The organism is Microbacterium memoriense, assembly GCF_025398275.1.
GTDB classification, from domain to species: Bacteria; Actinomycetota; Actinomycetes; order Actinomycetales; family Microbacteriaceae; genus Microbacterium; species Microbacterium memoriense.
On the sequence record NZ_JAODOR010000001.1, the window covers coordinates 1 to 23,601 of the forward strand.

The following is a 23,601-nucleotide window of genomic DNA, read 5'->3' on the forward strand; positions in this document are numbered from 1 at the left end:
GCGGGAGCGGGCGCGGCGGGGGCCTCGGCGGCGGGCGTCTCGGCGGGCGCGGGTGCCTCGGCGGCGGGCGCGCCCGAACCGATGCGAGCGAGCGTCGCACCGACGGCGACGGTCTCATCTTCGGAGACCAACACCTCCAGGAGCGTGCCGGCAACCGGGGAGGGAATCTCCGTGTCGACCTTGTCGGTTGAGATCTCCAGAAGCGGCTCATCGACCGCGACATCGTCGCCGACCTGCTTGAGCCAGCGCGTCACCGTGCCTTCGGTGACGCTCTCACCGAGTTCGGGGAGGAGGACATCCTTCGCGTCGCCACCGGCGGCGGGTGCGGCCGGCTGCTCGGCAGCGGGAGCCGCTGCGGCAGGCGCCTCAGCTGCGGGTGCGGGCTCAGCGGCGGGGGCCTCTGCCGCGGGCGTGGGTTGCTCAGCGGCGGCCGCGGCAGGCGCTTCGCCCGAACCGGATCCATCGCCGATCGTCGCGAGGACCGCGCCGACCTCAACGGTCTCATCTTCCTGGAAGAAGATCTCTTCGATCACACCGCTCACCGGGGAGGGGATTTCGGTATCCACCTTGTCGGTGGAGATCTCGAGCAGGCCCTCATCGGCCTCGATCGAGTCTCCGACCTTCTTGAGCCAGCGGGTGACCGTTCCCTCGGTAACGCTCTCGCCGAGCGCGGGGAGGACCACGGATGTGCTCATGACTGTGTCTCCTTCAGAAAGTCGATGTCGTGTCTAGCTTAGTGAACAGCGCGCCCACGGGATGTCAGAGCGCGTGCAAGGGCTTGCCCGCGAGAGCGAGGAACGCCTCGCCCAGGGCTTCGCTCTGCGTCGGATGCGCGTGGATCAGGGGCGCGAGGTCTTCCGGATGTGCCTCCCACGCGACAGCCAACTGGCCTTCCGTGATGAGTTCGCCGACGCGTTCGCCGACGAGGTGCACGCCGAGGACCGGGCCTTCGGTCGCGCGGACGATCTTGACGATGCCGGCCGTACCGATGATCTCGCTCTTCGCGTTTCCGGCCAGGTTGTACTCGTAGGTCTGCACGCGGTCACCGTGTTCGGCCCGGGCCTGCGCCTCGGTCAGTCCGACGGATGCGACCTCGGGCCGGCTGTACGTGACCCGGGGAATCGTGTGTTCGGGCACAGCGACCGGCGCGAGACCGGCGATCTGCTCGGCGACGTAGATACCCTGCTGGAATCCCCGGTGTGCCAATTGCAGACCGGGCACGATGTCACCGACCGCCCACACATGGGGGACGCTCGTGCGGAGCTGCTCATCGACCGTCACGAAGCCACGATCGAGCGTCACACCCGCATCCTCAAAACCGAGTTCGGCCGTCGCAGGTCCGCGCCCGACAGCGACGAGCACGTAGTCCGCCGTCAGAGTCGAGCCGTCCTCCAGTGTGAGCGTGACGTCGTCGTCTGTCTGGCTCACCGAGGCGAATCGGGTGCCGAGCCGGGTCGCGATCCCGCGCTTGCGGTAGGCCCGCTCGAGCGCCTTACTGAGCGTCACGTCCTCGTTCGGCACGAGGTGATCCAGGGCCTCGACGATCGTGACCTCGGCCCCGAAGGAGCGCCAGACGCTGGCGAACTCGACGCCGATGACACCGCCGCCGAGGATGATGACCCGTCCGGGCACCTCGTCGAGTGCGAGTGCCTCTTCGCTGCGAAGGACGCGTCCGCCGGCTTCGAGGCCGGGGAGGAGGCGACTGTACGAACCCGTGGCCAGGACGATGTCGGTCCCTCGGTACACATCGTCGCCGACCGTCACGGCGGGTCCGGACACCAGTCGCCCGTGGCCCGTGACGACCGTGATGCCCCGCGCGGCGACGAGTCCTTCCAGGCCCTTGTACTTCTTCGCCACGATGTTCTCGCGGTACGCGGTGACCCCCGCGACGTCGATGCCCTCCCACGTCGCCCTCACCCCCACGGCGGTGGACTCGCGCACGTGATCGGCGACTTCTGCCGAGTGCAGCAGCGCCTTGGTGGGGACGCATCCGCGATGCAGGCAGGTCCCGCCGATCTTGTCCTTCTCGATGATGATGACGGAGCGGCCGAGCTCCGCGGCGCGGAGGGCCGCCGCGTAGCCGCCGGATCCGCCGCCCAGGATGACCAGGTCTGCCGTGTGCTCGGTCATCGTCCGGCCTCCTCGAGGGCATCGATGTGGGTGAGGAAATCGATGAGGCTGCGCACCGTCGCTGCGGTCGGTCCCTTGTCGGTTGCCCCGAACGCGGTCTTGGCCGAGCCGGAGCCCGCGATGTCCAGGTGGACCCAGGGGATGCGCGGCGCATCGGGATCATCCGAGACGCGCCCGATGAACCGCTGCAGGAAAAGCCCTGCGAACAGTGCCCCGCCGGAGGGGTCGCCGATTTTCGCGTTCTGCAGGTCGGCGATGGGGGAGTCCAACTCGTCCTCCATGTGCGCCGGGAGGGGCATGTGCCATGCGGGCTCCGCCGAGCGGGTGGCCGCGGCGAGGTACGCCGCGACGGCGGCATCCTGACCCATCACGCCGGTGTGACGGTTGCCGAGGGCCACCGTGATCGCGCCGGTCAACGTCGCGATGTCGACGATGACGTCCGGCTGTTCGCGGCTCGCCGCGACGAGGCCGTCGGCCAGGACGAGGCGACCTTCGGCGTCGGTGTTCAGAACTTCGACCGTCGTGCCGTCGAGGATCCGCAGGACGTCTCCGGGGCGGATGGCGCGCCCGGACGGCATGTTGTCGGCGACGCACAGCCATCCGGAGACATGGATGGGGAGGGCCAGTGCAGCGGCGGCACGCACGACGGCGAGCACCGTGGCGGCGCCGGCCATGTCGTACTTCATGCCGACCATGCCGGTCGGCGGCTTCAACGACAGTCCGCCGGTGTCGAACGTGATGCCTTTGCCGACGAGGGCGACGTGGCGCTCGGCACCCTCCGGCGCGTAGTCCAGCCGGATCATGCGCGGCGGACGGTCGGACCCCCGTCCAACGCCCAAGATGCCGCCGAATCCTTCCGCGGCCAGACGCTCCTCGTCGTAGATCTCGACGTCGACGGGGAGGTCGATGACGGACTCCACGGCGCGCTCGGCGAAGTCCTGGGGGCCCAGCCATTCGGCGGGGACGTGGACGAGGTCCTTCACCAGAGCGGCGGCGGCCGCGGTGGCCTGCACGGTGGATTGCTCCGCGCCCGAGACGTCGCCGGTGGCGTACACCGTGACGCGCGTCGCGCGCTCCGGGCCAGGGGTGCTCTTATACCCGGCGAAGTGATATCCACCGAGCAAGGCGCCTTCCGCCGCGGCCTGCCATAGGTCGGCCGGCGCCAGTGGGGCGGCGACCGCCAGGTGTGCGAAACCGGTCGTCGTGCGCACGGCGACTCCGACCGCATCGCGAAGTGTGGCGGCATCCACGTCGTCACCGGTCCCCACGATGAACAGCGGCAGGGTCGTCGACTGCGGCACGTGGACGCGCAGGATCGAGCCCGCGGCGCCGGTGAAGCCCAGCGCGCCGAGGGTCTCGATCAGGCCGGGCCACGCCGCGACAAAGCCCTCGTCGTCCGACAGGGCAGACAGTGGGGGGAGGGCCACCACGATCGCGTCGACGTCGAGCGACGAGTCGGGAAAGGAGGCGGTGGACAGCGTCAGCTCCGGAAACGGCATGTCTCCCATCCTAGGTTTGCCCGCGCTGCCGAGGCGGGATCGCCCCTGTTCGACGTGTTCGCTGTCAGCGGGATGCCCGCGGCGCCGAGGTCCGGAGGTGCTCGTACAGTGGAACCATGCCACTGTCCGGACCCCTGTACGAGCGCGTCGCGTCGGCACCGCCCGTGCCCTCGGGCCTTCCTCTCGTGATCGCGTTGACCGGCTTCACGGATGCCGGCGGCGCCATCGGGCGCATGATCGAGCTGTTCCGGGACGATCTGGAACCGACCCCGATCGTGTCCTTCTCCGCCGACGTCCTGCTCGACTACCGTGCGCGGCGCCCCACGATCACGTTCGACGAGGACCACTTGGTCGACTATCGTCCCCCGCGCCTCGAGTTGTCGTTGGCCCACGATGCGGTCGGCCAACCGTTCGTTCTGCTGTCCGGCTTCGAGCCGGACTTCGCGTGGGATGCCTTCACGGAAACCGTCGTCGGACTCGCCGAAGGGCTCGAAGTCGCGCACGTGACCTGGGTCCATGCGATCCCGATGCCGGTGCCGCACACCCGACCCCTCGGCACCACGGTCAGTGGAACGCGCACCGACCTGACGCAGGCGCATTCGGTGTGGAAGCCGCACACCCAGGTTCCCGCGACCGTGGGCCACCTGCTTGAGCACCGCTTCGCCGTTGCCGGCGCCGCGGTGTCGGGCTTCGTTCTGCTCGTGCCGCATTACCTCGCCGAGACCGAGTATCCCGCTGCGGCCCTCGCGGGGCTCGACAGTCTATCGGTCGCGACGGGTCTGGTCTTCGATGCCGATGCTGTGCGCGAAGAGAACCGTGACTACCTCGCGAAGGTCGAGGACCAGGTGTCGGGGAGCGACGAACTCACCTCGATGCTGCACGCTCTCGAGGAACGCTACGACTCCTATATGGCGGGATCGAACCTCGGTCAGCCCATCATCCACGCCGGCGACCTTCCGAGTGCGGATGAATTGGCGGCGGAACTCGAGCGATTCCTGGCTGACCGGCGCAGCGACGACGACAAGCGCGGGCGTCGCTGACGGAATGCCGGATGTCGTCCCCGTGTTGTGTCTGGGGGCGGGGGTTGGGCGCTCAGCGACCCGCGTCACCCCCGCGATGATGTATGCGACAATAGACACTTGACCCGTTGTCACCAGTGGTGATGTTCCGCGTGCGGAACGTCCCGAGGACTTGACAAGGGTCTTACTAGTGTCCGAAAGCCCGGCGGTCCCCGTCGGTGAAAGGCGAGACGTGACCTCGAGCACGAAGACCCCCCGCACCCCCACGGCCGACGACACCGATGCAGCAGAGGCTCCGGTGAAGGTCGCCGCAAAGGCAAAGGCCCCGGCGAAGACGGCCGCGGCCAAGGCCGCCGCCACGAAGACCACCGCCGCGAAGACTGCGGCAACCAAGGCGCCGGCGAAGACCACTGCCGCCAAGGCCGCGCCGGCCAAGAGTCGCGCAAAGGCCAAGGCCGCCGATCAGGACCTCGATGACGAGGCCGACGGCGAGATCGTGGTCGCAGAGGACGACCTCGACGAGACCGCGACGGGTGCCGCGACCACGGTCGACCCGAAGAAGGCGGCCGCCGCAGACGACGACGAAGACGACGAGGACGAAGAAGAGTCGACCAAGCCGGCCTTCAGCGAGCCGCTGCCGACCGGCGCGATCGTCATCTCGTCCAGCGATGAAGACGACGCCCCCGTCTACTCGACCATGATCACAGGCGCCACGGCCGACCCGGTCAAGGACTACCTCAAGCAGATCGGTAAAGTCCCGCTGCTGAACGCGGCGGAAGAGGTCGAACTCGCGATGCGCATCGAGGCGGGCCTGTTCGCCGAAGAGAAGCTGTCGCACATGTCGACTGCGGAGAAGTCCAAGCAGCTCGGGCTCGATCTGCAGTGGGTCGCCCGCGACGGTCAGCGCGCGAAGAGCCACCTGCTCGGAGCCAACCTGCGTCTCGTGGTCTCGCTCGCCAAGCGCTACACCGGCCGCGGCATGCAGTTCCTCGACCTCATCCAGGAGGGGAACCTGGGCCTCATCCGTGCCGTCGAGAAGTTCGACTACACCAAGGGCTTCAAGTTCTCCACCTACGCGACGTGGTGGATCCGCCAGGCGATCACGCGCGCCATGGCCGACCAGGCGCGCACCATCCGCATCCCCGTGCACATGGTCGAGGTCATCAACAAGCTTGCTCGCGTCCAGCGGCAGATGCTGCAAGACCTCGGTCGCGAACCCACGCCCGAAGAGCTCAGCCGCGAACTCGACATGACCCCCGAGAAAGTCGTCGAAGTTCAGAAGTACGGTCGTGAGCCCATTTCCTTGCACACGCCGCTCGGTGAGGACGGCGACAGCGAGTTCGGTGACCTGATCGAAGACACCGAAGCGGTCGTCCCGGCCGACGCGGTGGGCTTCACGATGCTGCAGCGTCAGCTCGAGTCGCTCCTGGACTCCCTGTCCGAGCGTGAAGCCGGTGTGATCCGCATGCGCTTCGGTCTCGGCGACGGTCAGCCCAAGACGCTCGATCAGATCGGCGACACGTTCGGCGTCACGCGCGAGCGCATCCGCCAGATCGAGTCGAAGACGATGGCCAAGCTCCGGCATCCGTCCCGTTCGCAGTCGCTGCGGGACTACCTCGAATGAGCGCGGACGTTCCCAACGACGGCAAGGCGCTCACGGTCACGGTCGAAGGGACGGCGTTCGCGCGCATTCCGATCCGTACCCGCGTCGTCATGCCGGGCGATGACCTCGATGCGTTCATTACGGAGTACGCCGCAGACGTCGTTCGCGCCGGCGACCTCCTGTTCGTGACCGAGAAGATCGTCGCCATCACGCAGGGACGCTCGTTCACTCTCGACGAAATCACACCGCGTCCGCTCGCCCGGTTCCTCTCGAAGTACGTGACCCGTACCTCGTATGGGATCGGACTCGGCATGCCCGAGACCATGGAGATGGCGCTCCGCGAGTGCGGAACCCCGCGCATCCTCTTCGCCGCCGGCGTCAGCGCCATCACGAAACTCTTCGGCCGACGCGGTGACTTCTACCGCATCGCGGGCGACAAGGCCCGTGCGATCGACGGCCCCACCCCTGGGACGATCCCGCCGTACAACAAGGCCGTCGTCTTGGGACCCACTGACCCCGATGCCGTCGCCGCACACCTGAAGGCGCTCCTCGGCGACATCGCGGATGTTGCGGTCGTCGACATCAACGACATCGGCGGCAACATCCTCGGCTCGACGCTGGACAAGGCGGCGGAGCAGCGTCTCGTCCGCATCCTCGGTGACAACCCGCTGGGGCAGGGACACCAGTCCACGCCGCTCGGCATCATCCGTCCCGCCTGAGGCACACGCCTTGGACACCGATCCGCGGCGTGACAACGCGCAGCGCGTTCCGTATTCAGTCTCCCCGGAGAGCAATCGCGCCGATCCCCGATGATTCGGCGGTGTCCGCGCCGGCCAGACTGAATACGGACCCGTAGATCGCGCCGTCAGATTCCCATGGCGGCGCGGTAGCGGGGCAGGTGGCCGCGGCGGATGCCGGTGGCCGATGGCTTGTTCTCGAACACGCCGGCGCCCCAGTTCCCTTCGACGAGGACCGGGCCGGAGGCGGTCGCGACGATGTCCCATCCGACGTAGCGGACCTGCGGGACGACCAGGGCGACCTCGGTGATGAGAGCGCGGACCTCCTCCATCATCGGCAGGCGGAAGTCGGCGATGCGCGCGCCGGTGTCGGGGTGGGTCTCGTAAAGCTCGCCATGGATGTCGTAGCCCATGCCCATCGCGCGGCCGTCCTCGTGGAGAGCCGTGTAGAAACCGCCGAATGCGCCCTGATCGCTCACGTTGCCGCGACCGAACTTCTGCGCCATGTTGATGATCTCCACGGTGCCGTCGTCTTTCACGAACGTTGTGACGCGAGTGGTGTTGGCGGTTCCCGGAGCGATCGCCTCGAGTGCCTCATGCTGCGTGATGCGCTCCTCGACGAGAAGTTCGCCCTTCGCGACCAGCTCAGCGTGGAACGCAGGCCAGTCGGTGACCGTCGTGGTGTCGTAGCGGCTGACACCGAAGCCGGACTTGCTCACCGGCATCTTCCCGATCACGACAGGATGACGCTGCGCGAACTCGCGGAGTTCATCCGCACCCGCCTCCTCCAAGTCCAGCCACTCGCGACCGAGGAATCGGTCGAAGAGTCGATTGAACTCGATCTTGTGGTGGAAGTGGTGGACGAACGCAGGGTCGTCGAAGGTCTTCGACAGCTCGAGCGCGAGAGGGCTCGTCACCCAGGTCGCACGCTCCGCTCTGTTCAGAATCGCGAAGTCGAACTCGATGTAGTCGTTGAATCCGACGCGCTTCACACCGGCGGACCAGAGCATGTCGACCAGCACGACCGGGTACTTCTTCCCGTGGATGCGGGCGGTCTTTCGGGCGCGATCCGTCACGGATCTCACGTCGAAGCCGCGCGCACGCTCCCACAGGAAGCGCAGTCGGTCGATGGGCGCGAGGGCGCTCGAAGGCATGGGGCGTCCTCCCGGACTGGTGGAGACTGTGTCCCCCCAGTCTACGAGGGAGCGCTCAGCGAGCGTCGATCAGCCGAGCAGTCTCGTCGTGCCAGTTGGTCGCGATCGTGCGCAACTTCTCTTCATACTTCCGGCCGTGGTGGGCGCAGAACAGCAACTCGCTACCGTTGACTTCGGCGGAGATATAAGCCTGAGCGCCGCAGGAATCGCAACGGTCTCCTGTGGTCAAACGGTACTCGAGGACGGCGGTGGTCTCAGCGGTGTCAGTCATGCTCATTTCGGGGCCTCCTCGATCGGTGGGATGATGCATCCCCGTCGGTGCGGATGTCTCACATACAACCACGCGAATCCATGATTCATGCCGAGATCCGGTCACATTTCGCTGTACGCGTACGAGGCTGGCCCGAGATGCGGCCAGACCTCGCGTGCTGAGTGTGTCCTGCGGCCCGTGTCGTCGGGGCTGGATACGCTTGAGGATTGTGACCGCCGAGTATTCCGCCCACCACCTTCAGGTGCTCGAAGGGCTCGAGGCCGTCCGCAAGCGCCCGGGTATGTACATCGGGTCCACCGACTCACGCGGGCTCATGCATTGCGTGTGGGAGATCATCGACAACTCCGTCGATGAGGCCCTCGGCGGATTCGGCACGCGCATCGACATCCGTCTGCACCCCGACGGGAGCGTCGAGGTGTGCGACCGTGCCCGTGGCATCCCCGTGGACGTCGAGCCACGCACCGGCCTCACCGGGGTCGAGGTCGTGTTCACGAAGCTGCATGCCGGCGGCAAGTTCGGCGGTGGCTCGTACGCCGCCTCCGGCGGTCTGCACGGCGTGGGTGCCTCCGTCGTCAACGCCCTCTCCGAACGACTCGATGTGGAAGTCGACCGCAACGGCAAGACGTACGCGATGTCGTTCCACCGCGGTGAGCCGGGTCAATTCGCGGGGCCGTCCCCGGATTCACCCTTCACCCCGTTCGAGCGGTCGTCTGAGCTGCGCGTCGTCGGCAAGGTCGCCAAGGGCGTCACCGGCACCCGCATCCGCTATTGGGCGGACCGGCAGATCTTCACGAAGGATGCCGCCTTCCATCTCGATGAGCTCGAGCAGCGCGCACGCCAGACCGCGTTCCTGGTCCCGGGTCTCGAAATCGTCATCGACGACGAACGGCCGCAGGCTGTCTCGGGGACCGAGCCCAGCTCGACGAGCTATCGGTTCGACGGGGGCATCTCGGAATTCGCCGACTTCCTTGCCCCCGACACACCTATCACGGATACCTGGCGGCTGAGCGGCGAGGGCACTTTCACCGAGACGGTGCCCGTGCTGCAGGCCACGGGTGCGATGGTGCCGACCGAGGTCGAACGCACGTGTCAGGTCGACCTCGCGCTGCGGTGGGGGACCGGGTACGAGACGGTGGGACGGTCGTTCGTGAACATCATCGCGACGCCCAAGGGCGGCACCCACCAGGCCGGTTTCGAACAGGGCTTGATGAAAGTCGTCCGCGATCAGATCCAGCAGAATGCCCGGCGGCTGAAAGTCGGAACGGGCGAGAAGATCGAGAAGGACGACATCCTCGCCGGGCTCACTTCAGTGCTCACCGTGCGCCTGCCCGAGCCCCAGTTCGAAGGCCAGACGAAGGAAATCCTCGGTACGCCGGCCGTTCGCAACATCGTGACGAGTGTCGTGACGCGCGAGCTCGCCGCGCGGTTCGCCTCGACCAAACGCGACGACAAGGCCCAGACGTCGTTGCTCCTGGACAAAGTCGTCTCCGAGATGAAAGCGCGCATCTCCGCGCGCACGCACAAAGAGACCCAACGACGCAAGAACGCGCTGGAGAGCTCTTCACTCCCGGTGAAGCTCGCTGACTGTCGCACGAACGACATCGCGCAGTCGGAGCTGTTCATCGTCGAGGGTGATTCGGCCCTCGGCACAGCGAAGAACGCGCGCAACAGCGAGTATCAGGCACTCCTGCCGATTCGGGGAAAGATCCTCAACGTGCAGAAGGCGTCGATCAGCGACATGCTGTCCAACGCCGAGTGCGCCGCGATCATCCAGGTGATCGGCGCCGGGTCTGGGCGGTCCTTCGACCTCGACGCGGCGCGTTACGGCAAGGTGATCCTGATGAGCGACGCCGACGTCGACGGGGCACACATCCGCACCCTGCTGCTCACACTTTTCTTCCGATACATGCGTCCGCTCATCGAGGACGGGCGGGTCTATGCGGCCGTGCCACCACTGCACCGTGTCATCGTGCCGAATCCGGGCGCGAAGCCCAACGACATGATCTACACGTACTCGGAGAAGGAACTCCACACTCTCCTGGCAGGCCTCCAGAAGTCCGGAAAGCGCTGGCAGGAACCGGTGCAGCGGTACAAGGGGCTCGGCGAGATGGATGCCGATCAACTCGCCACGACGACGATGGATCGCGCCGGCCGCACCCTCCGCCGCGTGCGCGTGCAAGACGCCGAAGCGGCGTCGCGAGTCTTCGAGCTGCTGATGGGGAGCGATGTCGCGCCCCGTCGCGACTTCATCATCGGATCGAGTGATCGGCTGTCGCGCGAAGCGATCGACGCCTGATCGGCGTGAGAATGCCCGTCGACTCCGGGCACACGGAGGGCCCGGGATCGATCTGGGGGGTCGATCCCGGGCAGTGCCGTGCGTCTGGGCACCAGTTTCCGGCCGACGAAGGCGCATAGCGACTCTTCATCCCCGAATGACCGGGCTCACAGGTGCCGTTCGCAAGTGAAAAACCGCTGGGGGAGCGGTACTTCGGCTGAACCCAGATTACGGATGGCTCTCGGCGAGGGCCGTCGACCTTCGCCTAGTACGCCTACGACTTTCGTCTAGCTTCTGCCGCGCGGATTCTCACGCGGCAAGGGGGAGCGATGCGCTCACGACCCATCCCTGGCGACGTCGTGCGGCGTCGAACGTTCCGCCGAAGACCCGGAAACGCTCGCGCAGGCGCATGATCCCATAGCCCGAGGAGGGGAGACCGGCGGTGCTGGCGGCGGGGGAGTCGTCGGAGAACTCCAGGTGAACCCAGCCGTGCTGCACGGTGAGGGCGATGCGCACGTGCCGCGCACCCGTCGCGTGCTTGAGGACATTGGTGGAGCTTTCCCGGATCACGCGGATGAGGGCGAGCAGCGAGGCATTGGGGAGTCGGACCTCATCCGGCATCTCGACGCTGACCGCGATGCCGGCCATCTCGAGTTCCTTGACGACCGCTCCGATCGTCGCGTCGAGGGTGTCCGGTGAGGGTAGGCGTTCGGGAGTCAGGTTCTCTTCGCCGCGCACCATGCCGAGAACTCGACGGATATCCGTGAGCGCTTGGACGGCTGCTTCCCGGATCGCTGTCTGGGAAAGGTGGCGTGTGTCGGCGTCCTGCGTCCGTTCCAGTACCGCGGCATGCAGGGCGACGATCGTGATCTCATGGGCGACGATGTCGTGCAGTTCGTCCGCGATCAGGTCACGCTCGCGGCGCAATTGGTCGGCGAGCTCGCGTTCGTTCTCTTCGACCTGTTGGGACAGCTGGAGCCACCGGCTGTACTGCTGACGGATGGACAACCCGATGAAGAAGCTCACGAGCCCCAGGATCAGGATGATGAACACGCCGCCCGGTTCGATCACACGTGTCGGACGAACGGCTTCGGCGATCGCCCATGCGGTGACGGTCAAGGCGTACAGCGCCGTGAGAGGGGGACTGCACGTCGCCGAGACCAGCCCGACGACCAGAGCCATGCCGATCAGGTACTCCGTGGAGACACCGAACACGGCAGCGATGACCATGACGCCGATGAGAGCCGCCGCGGCAAGGGGGGGACGCCAAGCGAAGAGCGCGATCGTGATGATCAGCGCGGTTCCCACGATCGCGCCGATGAGGGTCGCCGGCAATGTACTCGTCGCCCGCACGAGCGAGTCGACGATCAGAACGACGGCGATGAGGACCAGCAACACCCGACGCGCTCCTGCGCGGAGGGGTTGAAAGGTCCAAAATGGAGCGCGTACGCGTGTCCATAATGTCGATCGGTGAGCGGTCACCCTCCGATTATCCCGTGTTGCGGGATCAGCGGAAAATGCCGATCATCTTGCCAAAAATGTAGAAGATACCCATGAGATTCACCTCCTGCAACGTCTCGAATCGATTCTTCAAACAGACGTCCTCGGGTGCGACCGACTAATAGCTAGATCGCTTACGACTTTCGTCGTAGTTCCGCGTCTCGGCGATGGTTCAGGGGTTCGTATGATGGCCACGTGACTGATGTGATTCGGGTGATCGTCGTGGACGATGAGTCCCTGGTGCGTGCTGCCCTGCGAGTGTTCCTCGAATCCGCCGACGGCTTCGAGGTCGCGGGTGAAGCGGCCAACGGTGCGGATGCGGTTGCCCTCGTGCGTGCCGTGCACCCGGACGTCGTGCTGATGGACGTGCAGATGCCGATAATGGACGGTATCGAAGCGACGCGCCGTCTGACGCGCGAGTTTCCCGGGATCAAGATCGTCGCGCTGACGACGTTCTCCACCGAACGCGTCGTAGTTCCGATGCTGAGCGCCGGCGCCTCGGGATTCCTCGTGAAGGACACGTCGCCGGAGCGGATTCTGGATGCCGCCCGCTTGGCGTTCGACGGCGGGTACGTGCTGTCACCGCGCGTCGCGGAAAACCTGGTGAACTCGATCCAGGCGAACGAACCGCCCGCGCCTCGTCAGCTCGGCCGGGACGAAGCCCTCACCGACCGTGAGCTCGAGGTCGTCGCACTCCTCGCCAAGGGCATGTCGAATGCCGAGATCGCTCAGGAACTGTTCGTGTCCGAAGCGACGGTGAAGTCACACCTCGGCCGCATCACGACCAAATGGGGAGTGCGCGACCGCATCCAGGTTCTCATCCGCGCGGCGCAGCTGCGGCTGGTCATGCTCACCTGAGCGAAGCGCGCGCCCTCAGGAGATCGCGGTACCGATCGCGCCGATCACGGCGTCGAACGGCGTTCCGGATGCGTCGCGCTTCGCGCCGGCATCCGGAAGCTGGCGCACGGCTCCGTCGGCGCCCACCGCGCGGGGCTCGCTCCCGACCCACGCGAGCGTCAGGGTGTCTTCGCCCTTCAGGAAGCGGTGGGCTCGTACGCCGCCGGTCGCGCGCCCCTTCGCGGGGAACTCATCGAACGTCGACACCTTCCCGCTGCCGGCGTCTGTGCCCGCCAGAGCGCCGGTGGCGCCCGCCACCGTCACGACGACGGCATCCGTGGGATCGGTGACGACACGGAACGAGACGACGCGCTCACCGGGTGTGAGGCGGATACCGGCCATTCCGCCGGCGGACTTGCCCTGGGGCCTGACCGCATCGGCACTGAAACGCAGGAGTTGCGCGTCGCTGGACACGAAGACCAACTCGGCATCGTCTCCGGCCGGTGCCGCGCCGACGACACGGTCTCCGGGCTTGAGAGCGATGATCTCGACCTCCGGCTTACCCGGGGCCAGCTCCGTGGTCGAAACTCGCTTGACGACGCCCTGGAGGGTTCCCAGGGCCACCGGCTCCGTCGCGTCGAGCGCCACGATCGTCACGACGTGCTCGGGGCCACTCAGCCCCAGGTACTGATCGGCTTTCGTTCCGGCTGCCACCTGGACGGAGTTCGCGGGCACGGAGGGGAGATCGACGGGGGAGAAGCGCACAAGACGCCCCGCGCTCGTCACCGCGCCGAGGGATCCCCTCGTGGTCGAATCGACCGCGGCGAGGATCGCATCGTGCTTGGACCGCCGTGTCGGCGGCACGAGGCCCCCGCCCAGGATGTCGACCGCCAGCTCGGCGCGCACCATCCGCCCCGTGGCGGACAGGAAGACACGGCAGGGCGCGTCGGCGATCTGGAGATCCGCGGGTGCCGCCGAGCGGGAGCGCGGCGCGACGGGGCCGCCGTTGAGGAGCAGCGTGCGGCGCGGCGTCCCGTACGCCTCGGCCGCGGCATCCAGTTCGCGCGCCACCTGCGACCGCAGCAGCGCATCGCTGCCGAGGAGCTCCTCCAACTGCGCGATTTCGGCGAGGAGGGTGGCCCGCTCACTTTCGAGCTCGATGCGCGAGAACTTCGTGAGGCGCCGCAGGCGGAGTTCGAGAATGTACTCGGCTTGGAGCTGGGTCAATTCGAAGACATCGATCAGCCGCGTCCGCGCTTGCTCCCCGTCATCCGAGCCGCGGATGACCTGAATGACCTCATCGATGTCGAGGATCGCGATCAGCAGACCCTCCACGAGGTGGAGCCGCTCTTGGCGCCGCGCCAGCCGATACCGACTGCGGCGCGTCACGACCTGCAGGCGATGATCGAGATAGACCCGGAGCATCTCTTTGAGGCCGAGCGTCTGGGGTTGACCGTCGACGAGGGCGACGTTGTTGATGCCGAAGGAGTCCTCGAGCGGCGTCAAGCGGTACAGCTGCTCGAGCACGGCGTTCGGATCGAAACCGGTCTTGATGCCGATCACGAGTCGAAGGCCGTGGTTGCGGTCCGTGAGATCGACGACGTCGGCGATGCCGGTCAGCTTCTTCGCGTTGACGGCATCCTTGATCTTCTCGATCACTCGCTCCGGCCCGACCATGTACGGCAGCTCGGTGACCACGAGGCCGGTTCGGCGGGGTCCCAGCGACTCGATCGAGACCTTCCCGCGCGTCCGGAACGTGCCGCGACCGGACGCGTAGGCGTCCTTGATCCCGTCGAGCCCGACGATGACTCCGCCGCCCGGAAGGTCCGGCCCCGGGACGAACTCCATGAGCTCGGGCAACGTCGCGTCCGGGTGTTCGAGCAGGTGGATGGCCGCCGCGACGACCTCGATGAGGTTGTGCGGCGCCATGTTCGTGGCCATACCCACCGCGATGCCGGTCGCGCCATTGACGAGGAGATTGGGGAACGCGGCCGGGAGGACGTCCGGCTGCTGGAACTGACCGTCGTAGTTCGGGACGAAGTTGACGACGTCCTCGTCGAGATTCTCGGTCAACGCCATCGCCGCCGGCGCGAGTCGCGCCTCGGTGTAGCGCGCCGCCGCAGGTCCGTCGTCGAGAGAGCCGAAGTTGCCGTGGCCGTCGACGAGCGGGACGCGCAGAGCGAAGTCCTGGGCGAGGCGCACGAGGGTGTCGTAGATGGCGGTGTCGCCGTGCGGATGGAGCTTTCCCATCACCTCACCGACGACGCGGGCGCTCTTGACGTGCCCCCGATCGGGTCGGAGTCCCATATCGGCCATCTGGTACAGGATCCGACGCTGGACCGGTTTGAGACCATCGCGCGCGTCGGGGAGTGCGCGCGAGTAGATGACCGAATACGCGTACTCGAGGAACGACTCCTCCATCTCGGCCGAGACGTCGACATCTTCGATGCGGCCGTGGTCTGCAGGGATCGATTCGGTGCGCGAAGCTGCCATGGATCTTCGGGTTCCTCCGGTGACGGGAAGGGGGCCGTCCGCCATATGCGAGACTGGCCCCGATGTCACTCAGCCTACCCGCGGACCCGCTGTCAGCCCGGAGCCTCACCGGTGTCCTGCCGCAGTTGCTGGGCTCGATGACCGGTACGCCGGGCTGGTTTCCCGAGGCGCGGTCGGCGATCGTGGTGATGGTCGACGGTCTCGGTCGGGCCAACCTGTCCGCGCGAGCCGGGCACGCCCGGTTCCTCACCACGCGGATGGCGAAGAAGGATGCCGCCCGCACTGTTTTCCCGTCGACCACGGCGTCGGCGCTCACCAGCCTCCTCACCGGTGAGAGCCCCGGTATCCATGGGATCGTCGGCTACAGCGTGCGGGTGCCGGGCGCCGGGCGCGCCGTCAACCAGCTGCAGGGGTGGGAGACCGATGGGCTCGACCCCGAGAGCTGGCAACGCAGCGAGCCGCTGTTGGCACGCGAAGCGGCCGCCGGTCGCCCCTGCTTCGTCGTGTCGAAGCCCTCGTACGCCGCGACCGGCTTCACCCGGGCGATTCAGCGGGGTGCCACCTTCGTCGGCGTCACGGCGCCGGCAGAGCGCCTTTCGGAAGCCGCGCGCATCGCCGCGCGACACCCGGGTGCGCTGATCTACGTCTATCTGTCCGAGATGGATGCCACCGGCCACACCTACGGGTGGGAGAGTGACCGCTGGCTGTCGAAGTTGGAGACGTTGGATGGGGACGTCCAGAGGTTCGACGAGGCGCTGCAGAACGGAGTGGGGGCTGTTCTCACGGCCGACCACGGCATGATCGATGTCCCGGCCCACCGTCAGGTGCTTCTCGGCGCTGACGATCCGTTGCTCACCGATGTCGCCGTGATCGCGGGGGAACCGCGCATGCTGCATCTGTACGCCGCCGAGGGAGGCGCCGACGGCGTCCTGGAGCGGTGGCGCGTGGCCGAGGGAGAACGCGCGTGGGTCATGTCACGCGATGAGGCCATCAGCGCGGGGTTGTTCGGCCCGGATGTGGCGCTAGACGTCGCACCTCGAATCGGCGACGTCCTCGTCGCGGCACGGTCCGGGGTCGCGTACTACGACGACCGTGTGGCGGACAAGAGGCCGCAACGGATGATCGGGCAACACGGCTCGCTCACCGATCAGGAGCGCATCGTGCCGTTGATCCGCTTGGGTGCCTTCGCGCGCTGAGACCGCTCAGGAATCGCCCGGCGTGGGGTTCAGGAACCGTCTTCGGTGCGCGCACCGAAGACGATCTCATCCCAAGAGGGCATCGACGTGCGACCCTTGCGGCGGGAGTTGTCGCTGATGACCGTGTCGTCGATGTCGGACACGTCATCGTTCTCACGTCGCGCGTCGTCGTACCCGGGCTCCAATGCGTCGAACAAGGCGACCGGGCTCTGCGTCGGACGTGCGTCCGGCTCGTCCCCGGGCATCGACTCGCGCTGACCGCGACGTCGGCGCAGCGCCTCGAGGAGGTCGGCGGTCTCGGCGGAGGTCACGGCGCCGTCGGGCGCTCGCTTGATGGCGGCTTCTTGAACGGCCGCGGTGACGGGCACGCGCACCTCGGGCGAGGCGATGTCGGCGTCGGGCTCGACGCGCCTCGGGCCGAATGCTCCGCTGTCGAAGCGCGATGCATCCTTCAACGGCGACGAGTCGAGAGCGCGCAGACGCGGAATCAATCCTTCGGGGAGAGAGCCCTGTCGGGACAGTTGGGTCGCATCGGCGTTCAGGGGAGCAAGCGCGCTGCGACGCGGATCGAAACTCCAGCGGGCATCATGGCCGACCTCGTTCGACGTGAACTCCAGCTTGACGATCCAACCGGTCTCTTCGCGCCAGCTGGTCCACCGCTCACCGACGGCGCCTGCCTCAGCGAGCTTCGCGCGCACGGCGGTGCCGAACGTGGGCTGCGCGTCGGGGTCGAGTTCGCCACCGATCAGCACGGGAACAGCCAGGGCCTGGCCGACGATGTGCTCACGCTCCGCCAAGACGGGACGTTCGTACCGCTGGACGTCATCCAGGCGCGCACCGAGAAGCTCGGCAACCTCTTCGGCCGACAGGCCGGAGCGGATGTGGGCTTGGATCTCGCGGGGATTCGCGCGGACGGCGCGCGGCTCTGCATCGCGCTGCAGGCGGCGCAAGTGCGCGCGCAACGTCTCGTCCGCGGGCAACGCGAACCGTTCACCCGACTCGGTCGCGAGAACGAGAACGCCCTCTTCGGTCCCGATGAGTTTGAGCTGCTCCATGCGAAACACACCTCCAGTTCCGTGCGTGTGGGCCCATGGTGTCACAGGGCTCAGCCGCATCCGGGAATATCGTGGGCGCGCCGCGAGTTCCTGCTTTCGCACCCGCCGGATGACGGCGGTCGCCTCCTGGCATTTGCGAAAAGCTGGGAGGTCGTGCAAACTATCGCCGCCCGACTGGGTCGAGAACTCTCATCGACTCTGGACCCAGTGGACCGGCAACAGGCACCTTCTGGAAGTTGAGACGTTTCGAGCATGGCTACCGATTACGACGCCCCCCGCAAGACCGACGACGACAGCGAGTCGATCGAGGCCCTCAAGGAGCGCGTGCCGGACAAGCTCTCCGGCACAGTCGGCGATGAAGACGCCGACAACCCCTCGGGCTTCGAGCTACCCGGTGCAGACCTGTCCGATCTGGAGCTGGATGTCGTCGTGCTCCCGCCCCAGGAAGACGAGTTCACCTGCAGCGAATGCTTCCTCGTGAAGCACCGCACCCAGATCGACCACGATTCGGCTCACGGCGCCGTCTGTCTCGAGTGCGCGGCCTGACACGCCGCTGAACGCGCGTCAGGCGCGCTGAGCGCGTCGGATCGCCGCGACGACCCGGTCCGGTGTGCGAGTGGAGAACACCCATTCGGACGCCGGATCACGGTCATCGCGGATCTCCGCCCGAACGATCCCGTCGACACCGGGCCGCAGAAGATGCCAGGCATCGCGGTGGAGTCCCGGCCCGCGCGCCTCTTTGGCCTCCTCGCCGGTCAGCGCAACCAGATCACCGAGGAGTGCCACGGGGATGTGCGCGCGTCCGACCCGGAGTTCACCGTCCCGGACCGCGACCACGGGGGACGACGCGACGAGCGTGACGATCAACACCGTGGCCACGCCGAGGCCCGCCAGAAGCGCCACGGTGGCATCGAGTGGCACGAATACGAGGCCGACCATCGGAGCGGCGACGGCGGCGCTGAGCAGTGCCCACAGAGATGGGCTGAGTCGCTCGCGGTAATCGCCGGACAGGGCGCGCGAACGGGCGGCGGTGGCAGTCGAGTTGTGCATTACCCTCGTGGAGTGATCGATTCCGTGGACGTACCCATTATCGCTTCGCACATCCCCGCTTACGCCCACCCCGGTGATGCGGGCGCCGATCTTGTGGCTGCGGAGGCTGTGCGTCTCGAGCCCGGGCAGCGCGCTCTCGTCGGTACGGGCGTGCGGCTGGCGCTTCCCGACGGCTATGTCGCCTTCGTCGTTCCGCGCAGCGGCCTGGCCGCCAAGCACGGCATCACGATCGTCAACGCGCCGGGGACGGTCGATTCCGGCTATCGAGGCGAAATCAAGGTCTCCCTGCTGAATACCGACAGCTCCGAGGCCTACGATGTCGCGGTGGGTGACCGAATCGCGCAGGTGATCATCATGCCCGTTCCGCGCACCCGCTTCGTCCCGGTGGACGAGCTGCCCGACAGTACGCGCGGCGACGCCGGGTTCGGATCCACGGGCTATCAGACAGGAGCGACGTCATGAGCGACGAGCTGCAGAACATCGCTGCGCGGGAAGACCGCGCCACGACCGGACCGTTCGACGAGTCCGAAGCCAACCCCGTTCGGCCCTACATCGACTTGGGCGGGATCAAGGTTCTGCCGCGGGAAGGTCTGAATCTTCGACTCGAGGTCGAAGAACAGACCAAGCGCATCGTCGCGGTCGGCTTGGACTTCGCCGATTCGACCCTCCAGGTGCAGCCGTTCGCGGCTCCGCGCACGACCGGGCTGTGGCAGGAGACGCGACAGCAGATCCGCGAGCAGATCCGCCAGCAGGGCGGTCGTGTCGAAGAGCGCGAAGGGCCGTTGGGTCCCGAGCTTCTCGCGGAGGTGCCGGTGGCCGGCGTCGACGGCGCAGCGGGGAAGCGTCTCGCACGTTTCATCGGCGTCGACGGACCCCGCTGGTTCCTGCGCGGAGTCGTCGGCGGTGCCGCGACGAGTGATGTGGATGCCGCGGCCGCCGTCGAGGACCTCTTCCGCTCGATCGTCGTCGTGCGAGGCGGGTCGCCTATGCCTCCGCGCGACCTCATCCCGTTGAAGATGCCTGCGGCACCCGGAACGGCATGACCTCTCCCGGCCTCACTCCGCCCGAACCGAACGACGCCACCCAGCCGACGGCATCCGAGCTGATCGGCCAAGCGTTGGGATCGGCTGCGCTCAAGGCCGGCCTCGACCCGGCGAAGGAAGCATCGACCGGGCACGTCGTGTGGCACGCGATGGGGGGTTGGCGTGGCGTCGCCGAGTCCGTCCTGCCGAGCCTCGCCTTCCTGCTGCTCTACACGACAACGTCGGAGCTTCCCCTCGCCCTCGCGGTCTCCGTCGGCATCGCCGCCGTCTTCACTGTCGTCCGCCTGGTGCAACGCTCTCCGGTGAGCGCGGCGCTCGGCGGCCTCATCGCGACCGGCCTCGCGGCAGCCCTCGCCCTATTCACGGGACGTGGCGAGGACAACTTCGTTCCGGGACTCATCACCAACGCCGTCTACGGGACGGGTCTCCTCGTCTCGGCACTCATCGGCTGGTCGCTGATCGGGCTCGCCGTCGGCTTCCTGATGAATGAGGGCACCGCATGGCGGGCGGATCCACGTAAGCGCCGCGTGTTCTTCTGGCTGGCGACCGCGTGGTCAGCGCTGTTCTTCGTCCGCCTGGCGGTGCAGTTGCCGCTCTACTTCGCGGGGGATGTCGCCACACTCGGCACGCTCAAGCTCGTGATGGGACTGCCGCTGTTCGCGCCGCTGCTCGCGGTGACGTGGCTCACCTCGCGCGCGCTCTACAAGCCGGCGGCAGAGTGATAGATTTATCTTGATATCAAGATAAATCTTCCTCGTTCATCGCGGTTAGGCACGCCTCACTAGCCCATCCCGACGAGGGCGGGGAAGATGGGAGAGCAGGGCCACGCGCTTCTGCATCCGCGGACGAAGGAGAACAGACGTGTCCACTGTTGACAGCTTCGGAGCCAAGAGCACCCTCACCGTCGGGGGAACCGACTACGAGATCTATCGAGTCGACACGGTCGCCGGCTACGAGAAGCTTCCGTTCAGCCTCAAGGTTCTGCTCGAGAACCTCCTGCGCACAGAAGACGGCGCCAACGTCACGAAGGCGCAGATCGAGGCGCTCGGTAGCTGGGATGCCGACGCAGAGCCCGACACCGAGATCCAGTTCACGCCCGCGCGCGTCGTGATGCAGGACTTCACCGGCGTTCCCTGCATCGTCGACCTCGCCACGATGCGCGAGGCCGTGACCGCCCTCGGCGGTGACCCGAACAAGATCAACCCCCTCTCGCCCGCCGAGATGGTGATCGACCACTCCGTCATCGCCGACCTGTTCGGCTCCGAGAACGCGCTCGAGCGCAACGTCGAGATCGAGTACGAGCGCAACGGCGAGCGCTACCAGTTCCTCCGCTGGGGTCAGACGGCATTCGACGACTTCAAGGTCGTCCCGCCCGGAACCGGCATCGTCCACCAGGTCAACATCGAGCACCTGGCGAAGGTTATCTACGACCGCACCGGCCGCGACGGCGTGCTGCGCGCCTACCCCGACACGTGCGTCGGCACCGACTCCCACACCACCATGGTCAACGGCCTCGGCGTGCTCGGCTGGGGCGTCGGCGGGATCGAGGCCGAAGCTGCGATGCTCGGTCAGCCCGTTTCGATGTTGATTCCCCGCGTCGTCGGCTTCAAGCTGACCGGCGAGATTCCCGCGGGTGTCACGGCGACCGACGTCGTCCTCACGATCACCGACCTGCTCCGCAAGCACGGCGTGGTGGGGAAGTTCGTCGAGTTCTACGGCGCCGGAGTCAGCTCCGTCCCGCTGGCAAACCGTGCCACGATCGGCAACATGAGCCCCGAATTCGGCTCGACGGCGGCGATGTTCCCGATCGACGACGTGACGATCGACTACCTGCGTCTGACTGGCCGCGACGAGCAGGCGATCGCGCTCGTCGAGGCCTATGCCAAGGAGCAGAAGCTCTGGCACGACCCGTCGCTCGAGCCGACGTTCAGCGAGTACATGGAGCTCGACCTCTCCACGGTCGTCCCCTCCATCGCGGGCCCCAAGCGCCCGCAGGACCGCATCCTGCTGTCGGAATCGAAGTCGCAGTTCGAGAAGGACATCCTCAACTACGCGAGCGCGACGGTGTCGAACGACATCGTCGACCTCGAGTCGAAGCACTCGTTCCCGGCTTCCGACCCCGGCTCGGCGCCGGGCGAAGAAGAGCCCGAGACGCGTGAGGTCCACATCTCCAGCGGGTCGCCGGCCTCGGCATCCAATCCGGTGAATGTGACGACTCCCGACGGCACCACCTACATCCTCGACAACGGCGCGGTCACGCTCGCGGCGATCACGTCATGCACGAACACGTCGAACCCATCGGTCATGCTGGCTGCGGGCCTGCTCGCGAAGAAGGCCGTCGACAAGGGGCTCAAGCAGAAGCCGTGGGTCAAGACCACGCTCGGCCCGGGGTCGAAGGTCGTCACCGACTACTACGAGAAGTCCGGCCTGGACAAGTCTCTCGAGGACCTCGGCTTCTTCACCGTCGGCTATGGCTGCACGATTTGCATCGGCAACTCCGGCCCCCTGATCGAAGAGGTCTCGGCGGCGATCAACGAGAACGACCTCGCCGTGACCGCGGTGCTCTCCGGAAACCGCAACTTCGAGGGTCGCATCAGCCCCGACGTGAAGATGAACTACCTGGCGTCGCCCCCGCTCGTCGTCGCCTACGCCCTCGCCGGGTCGATGCACTTCGACTTCGAGACCGACGCGCTGGGCAAGGACCACGACGGCAACGATGTGTTCCTCAAGGACATCTGGCCGACGCCCGATGAGGTGCAGGAGGTCATCGACTCGTCGATCTCCCGTGAGCAGTTCATCAAGCAGTACGCCACGGTCTTCGACGGTGACGAGCGCTGGACGAGCCTGCCGACGCCGACCGGCCCCATCTTCGAATGGGATGCCGACTCGACCTATGTGCGCAAGGCACCGTACTTCGAGGGCATGTCGATGGATCTGACTCCGGTCAGCGACATCTCCGGCGCCCGCGTCATGGCGACCCTGGGCGACTCGGTCACCACCGACCACATCTCGCCGGCCGGAAACATCAAGATCGGCACGCCGGCCGCGAAGTACCTCGAAGAGCACGGCGTTCGTCAGAAGGACTTCAACTCGTACGGCTCGCGTCGTGGCAACCACGAGATCATGATCCGCGGAACGTTCGCGAACATCCGCCTGAAGAACGAGCTGGTCGCAGCGGTCAACGACGGACAGGTCGTCGAGGGCGGCTACACCCGTGACTTCACCAAGCCCGAAGGCCCGCAGTCGTACATCTACGACGCCTGCGAGAACTACCAGGCAGCCGGCACTCCGCTCGTCGTCTTCGGCGGCAAGGAGTACGGTTCGGGATCGTCGCGTGACTGGGCGGCGAAGGGAACGTCCCTCCTCGGGGTGAAGGCTGTCATCACGGAGAGCTTCGAGCGCATCCACCGTTCCAACCTGATCGGAATGGGCGTCGTTCCGCTCCAGTTCCCGGATGGCCAGTCGTGGAAGTCGTTGGGCCTGGACGGCACCGAGATCGTCTCGATCGAAGGCCTCGAGCAGCTCAACGAGGGTGTCACCCCGAAGACCGTGAAGGTCACCGCGACGCCGAGCGAGTTCTCCGCCGAGGGCAAGCAGACCGTCGTCTTCGACGCGAAGGTCCGCATCGACACGCCGGGTGAAGCCGACTACTACCGCAACGGCGGCATCCTGCAGTACGTGCTGCGTTCGCTCGTATAAGTTCCGACGCGAAAGCGCCCCGTCCGGCATCTGCCAGGCG

The 23,601-nt window shown here is 66.8% G+C and carries 20 protein-coding genes; 11 read left to right on the forward strand and 9 right to left on the reverse strand.

All coding sequences use genetic code 11. The features are described 5' to 3' along the window. From N4R40_RS00005 to N4R40_RS00015, 3 genes are all read right to left on the reverse strand, one after another. On the reverse strand, nucleotides 1-695 hold a 695-nt coding region (locus N4R40_RS00005; RefSeq protein ID WP_315902477.1), incomplete at its 3' end, for a biotin/lipoyl-containing protein. Nucleotides 696-759: 64 nt separating this feature from the next. Further along, nucleotides 760-2,130: a dihydrolipoyl dehydrogenase gene (gene lpdA / locus N4R40_RS00010; protein ID WP_261605316.1), complete on the reverse strand. Its 1,371-nt coding sequence runs from the start codon at nucleotides 2,128-2,130 to the stop codon at nucleotides 760-762. Next, nucleotides 2,127-3,629, reverse strand: a complete 1,503-nt coding sequence (locus N4R40_RS00015) for a leucyl aminopeptidase (RefSeq protein WP_261605317.1) — start codon at nucleotides 3,627-3,629, stop codon at nucleotides 2,127-2,129. Before N4R40_RS00015 ends, lpdA begins: the two co-directional genes overlap by 4 nt. Before the next feature lie 116 nt (nucleotides 3,630-3,745). Between N4R40_RS00015 and N4R40_RS00020 the strand changes: the two genes are divergently transcribed. The 3 genes from N4R40_RS00020 to N4R40_RS00030 all read left to right on the forward strand — a co-directional run bounded on the left by N4R40_RS00020 (nucleotide 3,746) and on the right by N4R40_RS00030 (nucleotide 6,970). Then, complete coding sequence (locus tag N4R40_RS00020; protein WP_261605318.1) at nucleotides 3,746-4,669, forward strand: proteasome assembly chaperone family protein; 924 nt, start codon at nucleotides 3,746-3,748, stop codon at nucleotides 4,667-4,669. A gap of 211 nt (nucleotides 4,670-4,880) precedes the next feature. After that, nucleotides 4,881-6,272 (forward strand): RNA polymerase sigma factor, encoded by a 1,392-nt coding sequence (locus tag N4R40_RS00025; RefSeq protein ID WP_261605319.1) that lies wholly within the window; start codon nucleotides 4,881-4,883, stop codon nucleotides 6,270-6,272. Then, a complete protein-coding gene (locus tag N4R40_RS00030; protein WP_261605320.1) occupies nucleotides 6,269-6,970 on the forward strand; it encodes a coenzyme F420-0:L-glutamate ligase in 702 nt (233 codons plus the stop codon). Before N4R40_RS00025 ends, N4R40_RS00030 begins: the two co-directional genes overlap by 4 nt. 146 nt (nucleotides 6,971-7,116) lie before the next feature. Here the strand turns inward: N4R40_RS00030 and N4R40_RS00035 are convergent, their stop codons facing one another. Further along, nucleotides 7,117-8,142 (reverse strand): sugar-transfer associated ATP-grasp domain-containing protein, encoded by a 1,026-nt coding sequence (locus N4R40_RS00035; RefSeq protein WP_261605321.1) that lies wholly within the window; start codon nucleotides 8,140-8,142, stop codon nucleotides 7,117-7,119. A 55-nt stretch (nucleotides 8,143-8,197) separates the two neighbouring features. Next, nucleotides 8,198-8,419, reverse strand: a complete 222-nt coding sequence (locus tag N4R40_RS00040; protein WP_261605322.1) for a DUF7455 domain-containing protein — start codon at nucleotides 8,417-8,419, stop codon at nucleotides 8,198-8,200. Nucleotides 8,420-8,621: 202 nt separating this feature from the next. On the opposite strand from N4R40_RS00040, the gene N4R40_RS00045 reads away from it, so the two are divergent. Further along, the gene (locus tag N4R40_RS00045; RefSeq protein ID WP_407665795.1) at nucleotides 8,622-10,709 is read left to right on the forward strand and encodes a DNA gyrase/topoisomerase IV subunit B; all 2,088 of its coding nucleotides are present in this window, start codon (nucleotides 8,622-8,624) and stop codon (nucleotides 10,707-10,709) included. A gap of 288 nt (nucleotides 10,710-10,997) precedes the next feature. Here the strand turns inward: N4R40_RS00045 and N4R40_RS00050 are convergent, their stop codons facing one another. Beyond that, nucleotides 10,998-12,086, reverse strand: a complete 1,089-nt coding sequence (locus N4R40_RS00050) for a sensor histidine kinase (protein ID WP_261605323.1) — start codon at nucleotides 12,084-12,086, stop codon at nucleotides 10,998-11,000. A 297-nt stretch (nucleotides 12,087-12,383) separates the two neighbouring features. On the opposite strand from N4R40_RS00050, the gene N4R40_RS00055 reads away from it, so the two are divergent. Continuing rightward, the gene (locus N4R40_RS00055; protein ID WP_261605324.1) at nucleotides 12,384-13,046 is read left to right on the forward strand and encodes a response regulator; all 663 of its coding nucleotides are present in this window, start codon (nucleotides 12,384-12,386) and stop codon (nucleotides 13,044-13,046) included. Nucleotides 13,047-13,061: 15 nt separating this feature from the next. Here the strand turns inward: N4R40_RS00055 and N4R40_RS00060 are convergent, their stop codons facing one another. Next, nucleotides 13,062-15,518, reverse strand: a complete 2,457-nt coding sequence (locus tag N4R40_RS00060; RefSeq protein WP_261605325.1) for a DNA gyrase/topoisomerase IV subunit A — start codon at nucleotides 15,516-15,518, stop codon at nucleotides 13,062-13,064. 62 nt (nucleotides 15,519-15,580) lie between these two features. On the opposite strand from N4R40_RS00060, the gene N4R40_RS00065 reads away from it, so the two are divergent. Beyond that, entirely contained in the window at nucleotides 15,581-16,714 is a 1,134-nt protein-coding gene (locus N4R40_RS00065) for an alkaline phosphatase family protein (protein ID WP_261605326.1), read from the forward strand. Between the two features lie 29 nt (nucleotides 16,715-16,743). Here N4R40_RS00065 and sepH read toward each other — a convergent pair whose 3' ends face one another. Further along, the gene (gene sepH / locus N4R40_RS00070; RefSeq protein ID WP_261605327.1) at nucleotides 16,744-17,769 is read right to left on the reverse strand and encodes a septation protein SepH; all 1,026 of its coding nucleotides are present in this window, start codon (nucleotides 17,767-17,769) and stop codon (nucleotides 16,744-16,746) included. A 252-nt stretch (nucleotides 17,770-18,021) separates the two neighbouring features. On the opposite strand from sepH, the gene N4R40_RS00075 reads away from it, so the two are divergent. Next, the gene (locus tag N4R40_RS00075) at nucleotides 18,022-18,315 is read left to right on the forward strand and encodes a DUF4193 domain-containing protein (protein ID WP_261605328.1); all 294 of its coding nucleotides are present in this window, start codon (nucleotides 18,022-18,024) and stop codon (nucleotides 18,313-18,315) included. Nucleotides 18,316-18,333: 18 nt separating this feature from the next. Here the strand turns inward: N4R40_RS00075 and N4R40_RS00080 are convergent, their stop codons facing one another. After that, nucleotides 18,334-18,819 carry a DUF3093 domain-containing protein gene (locus tag N4R40_RS00080; protein WP_261605329.1) on the reverse strand — a complete coding sequence of 162 codons (486 nt, stop codon included), beginning with the start codon at nucleotides 18,817-18,819 and terminating at the stop codon, nucleotides 18,334-18,336. A 12-nt stretch (nucleotides 18,820-18,831) separates the two neighbouring features. Here N4R40_RS00080 and dut point away from each other — a divergent pair, with 12 nt between their 5' ends. From dut to N4R40_RS00100, 4 genes are all read left to right on the forward strand, one after another. Further along, nucleotides 18,832-19,281: a dUTP diphosphatase gene (dut, locus tag N4R40_RS00085; protein WP_261605330.1), complete on the forward strand. Its 450-nt coding sequence runs from the start codon at nucleotides 18,832-18,834 to the stop codon at nucleotides 19,279-19,281. Continuing rightward, entirely contained in the window at nucleotides 19,278-19,862 is a 585-nt protein-coding gene (locus N4R40_RS00090) for a DUF3710 domain-containing protein (protein WP_261605331.1), read from the forward strand. Before dut ends, N4R40_RS00090 begins: the two co-directional genes overlap by 4 nt. After that, nucleotides 19,859-20,584: a DUF3159 domain-containing protein gene (locus N4R40_RS00095; protein WP_261605332.1), complete on the forward strand. Its 726-nt coding sequence runs from the start codon at nucleotides 19,859-19,861 to the stop codon at nucleotides 20,582-20,584. Before N4R40_RS00090 ends, N4R40_RS00095 begins: the two co-directional genes overlap by 4 nt. A gap of 139 nt (nucleotides 20,585-20,723) precedes the next feature. Then, on the forward strand, nucleotides 20,724-23,561 hold the full coding sequence (locus N4R40_RS00100; protein ID WP_261605333.1) for an aconitate hydratase: 2,838 nt from the start codon (nucleotides 20,724-20,726) through the stop codon (nucleotides 23,559-23,561). Nucleotides 23,562-23,601: the final 40 nt, after the last annotated feature.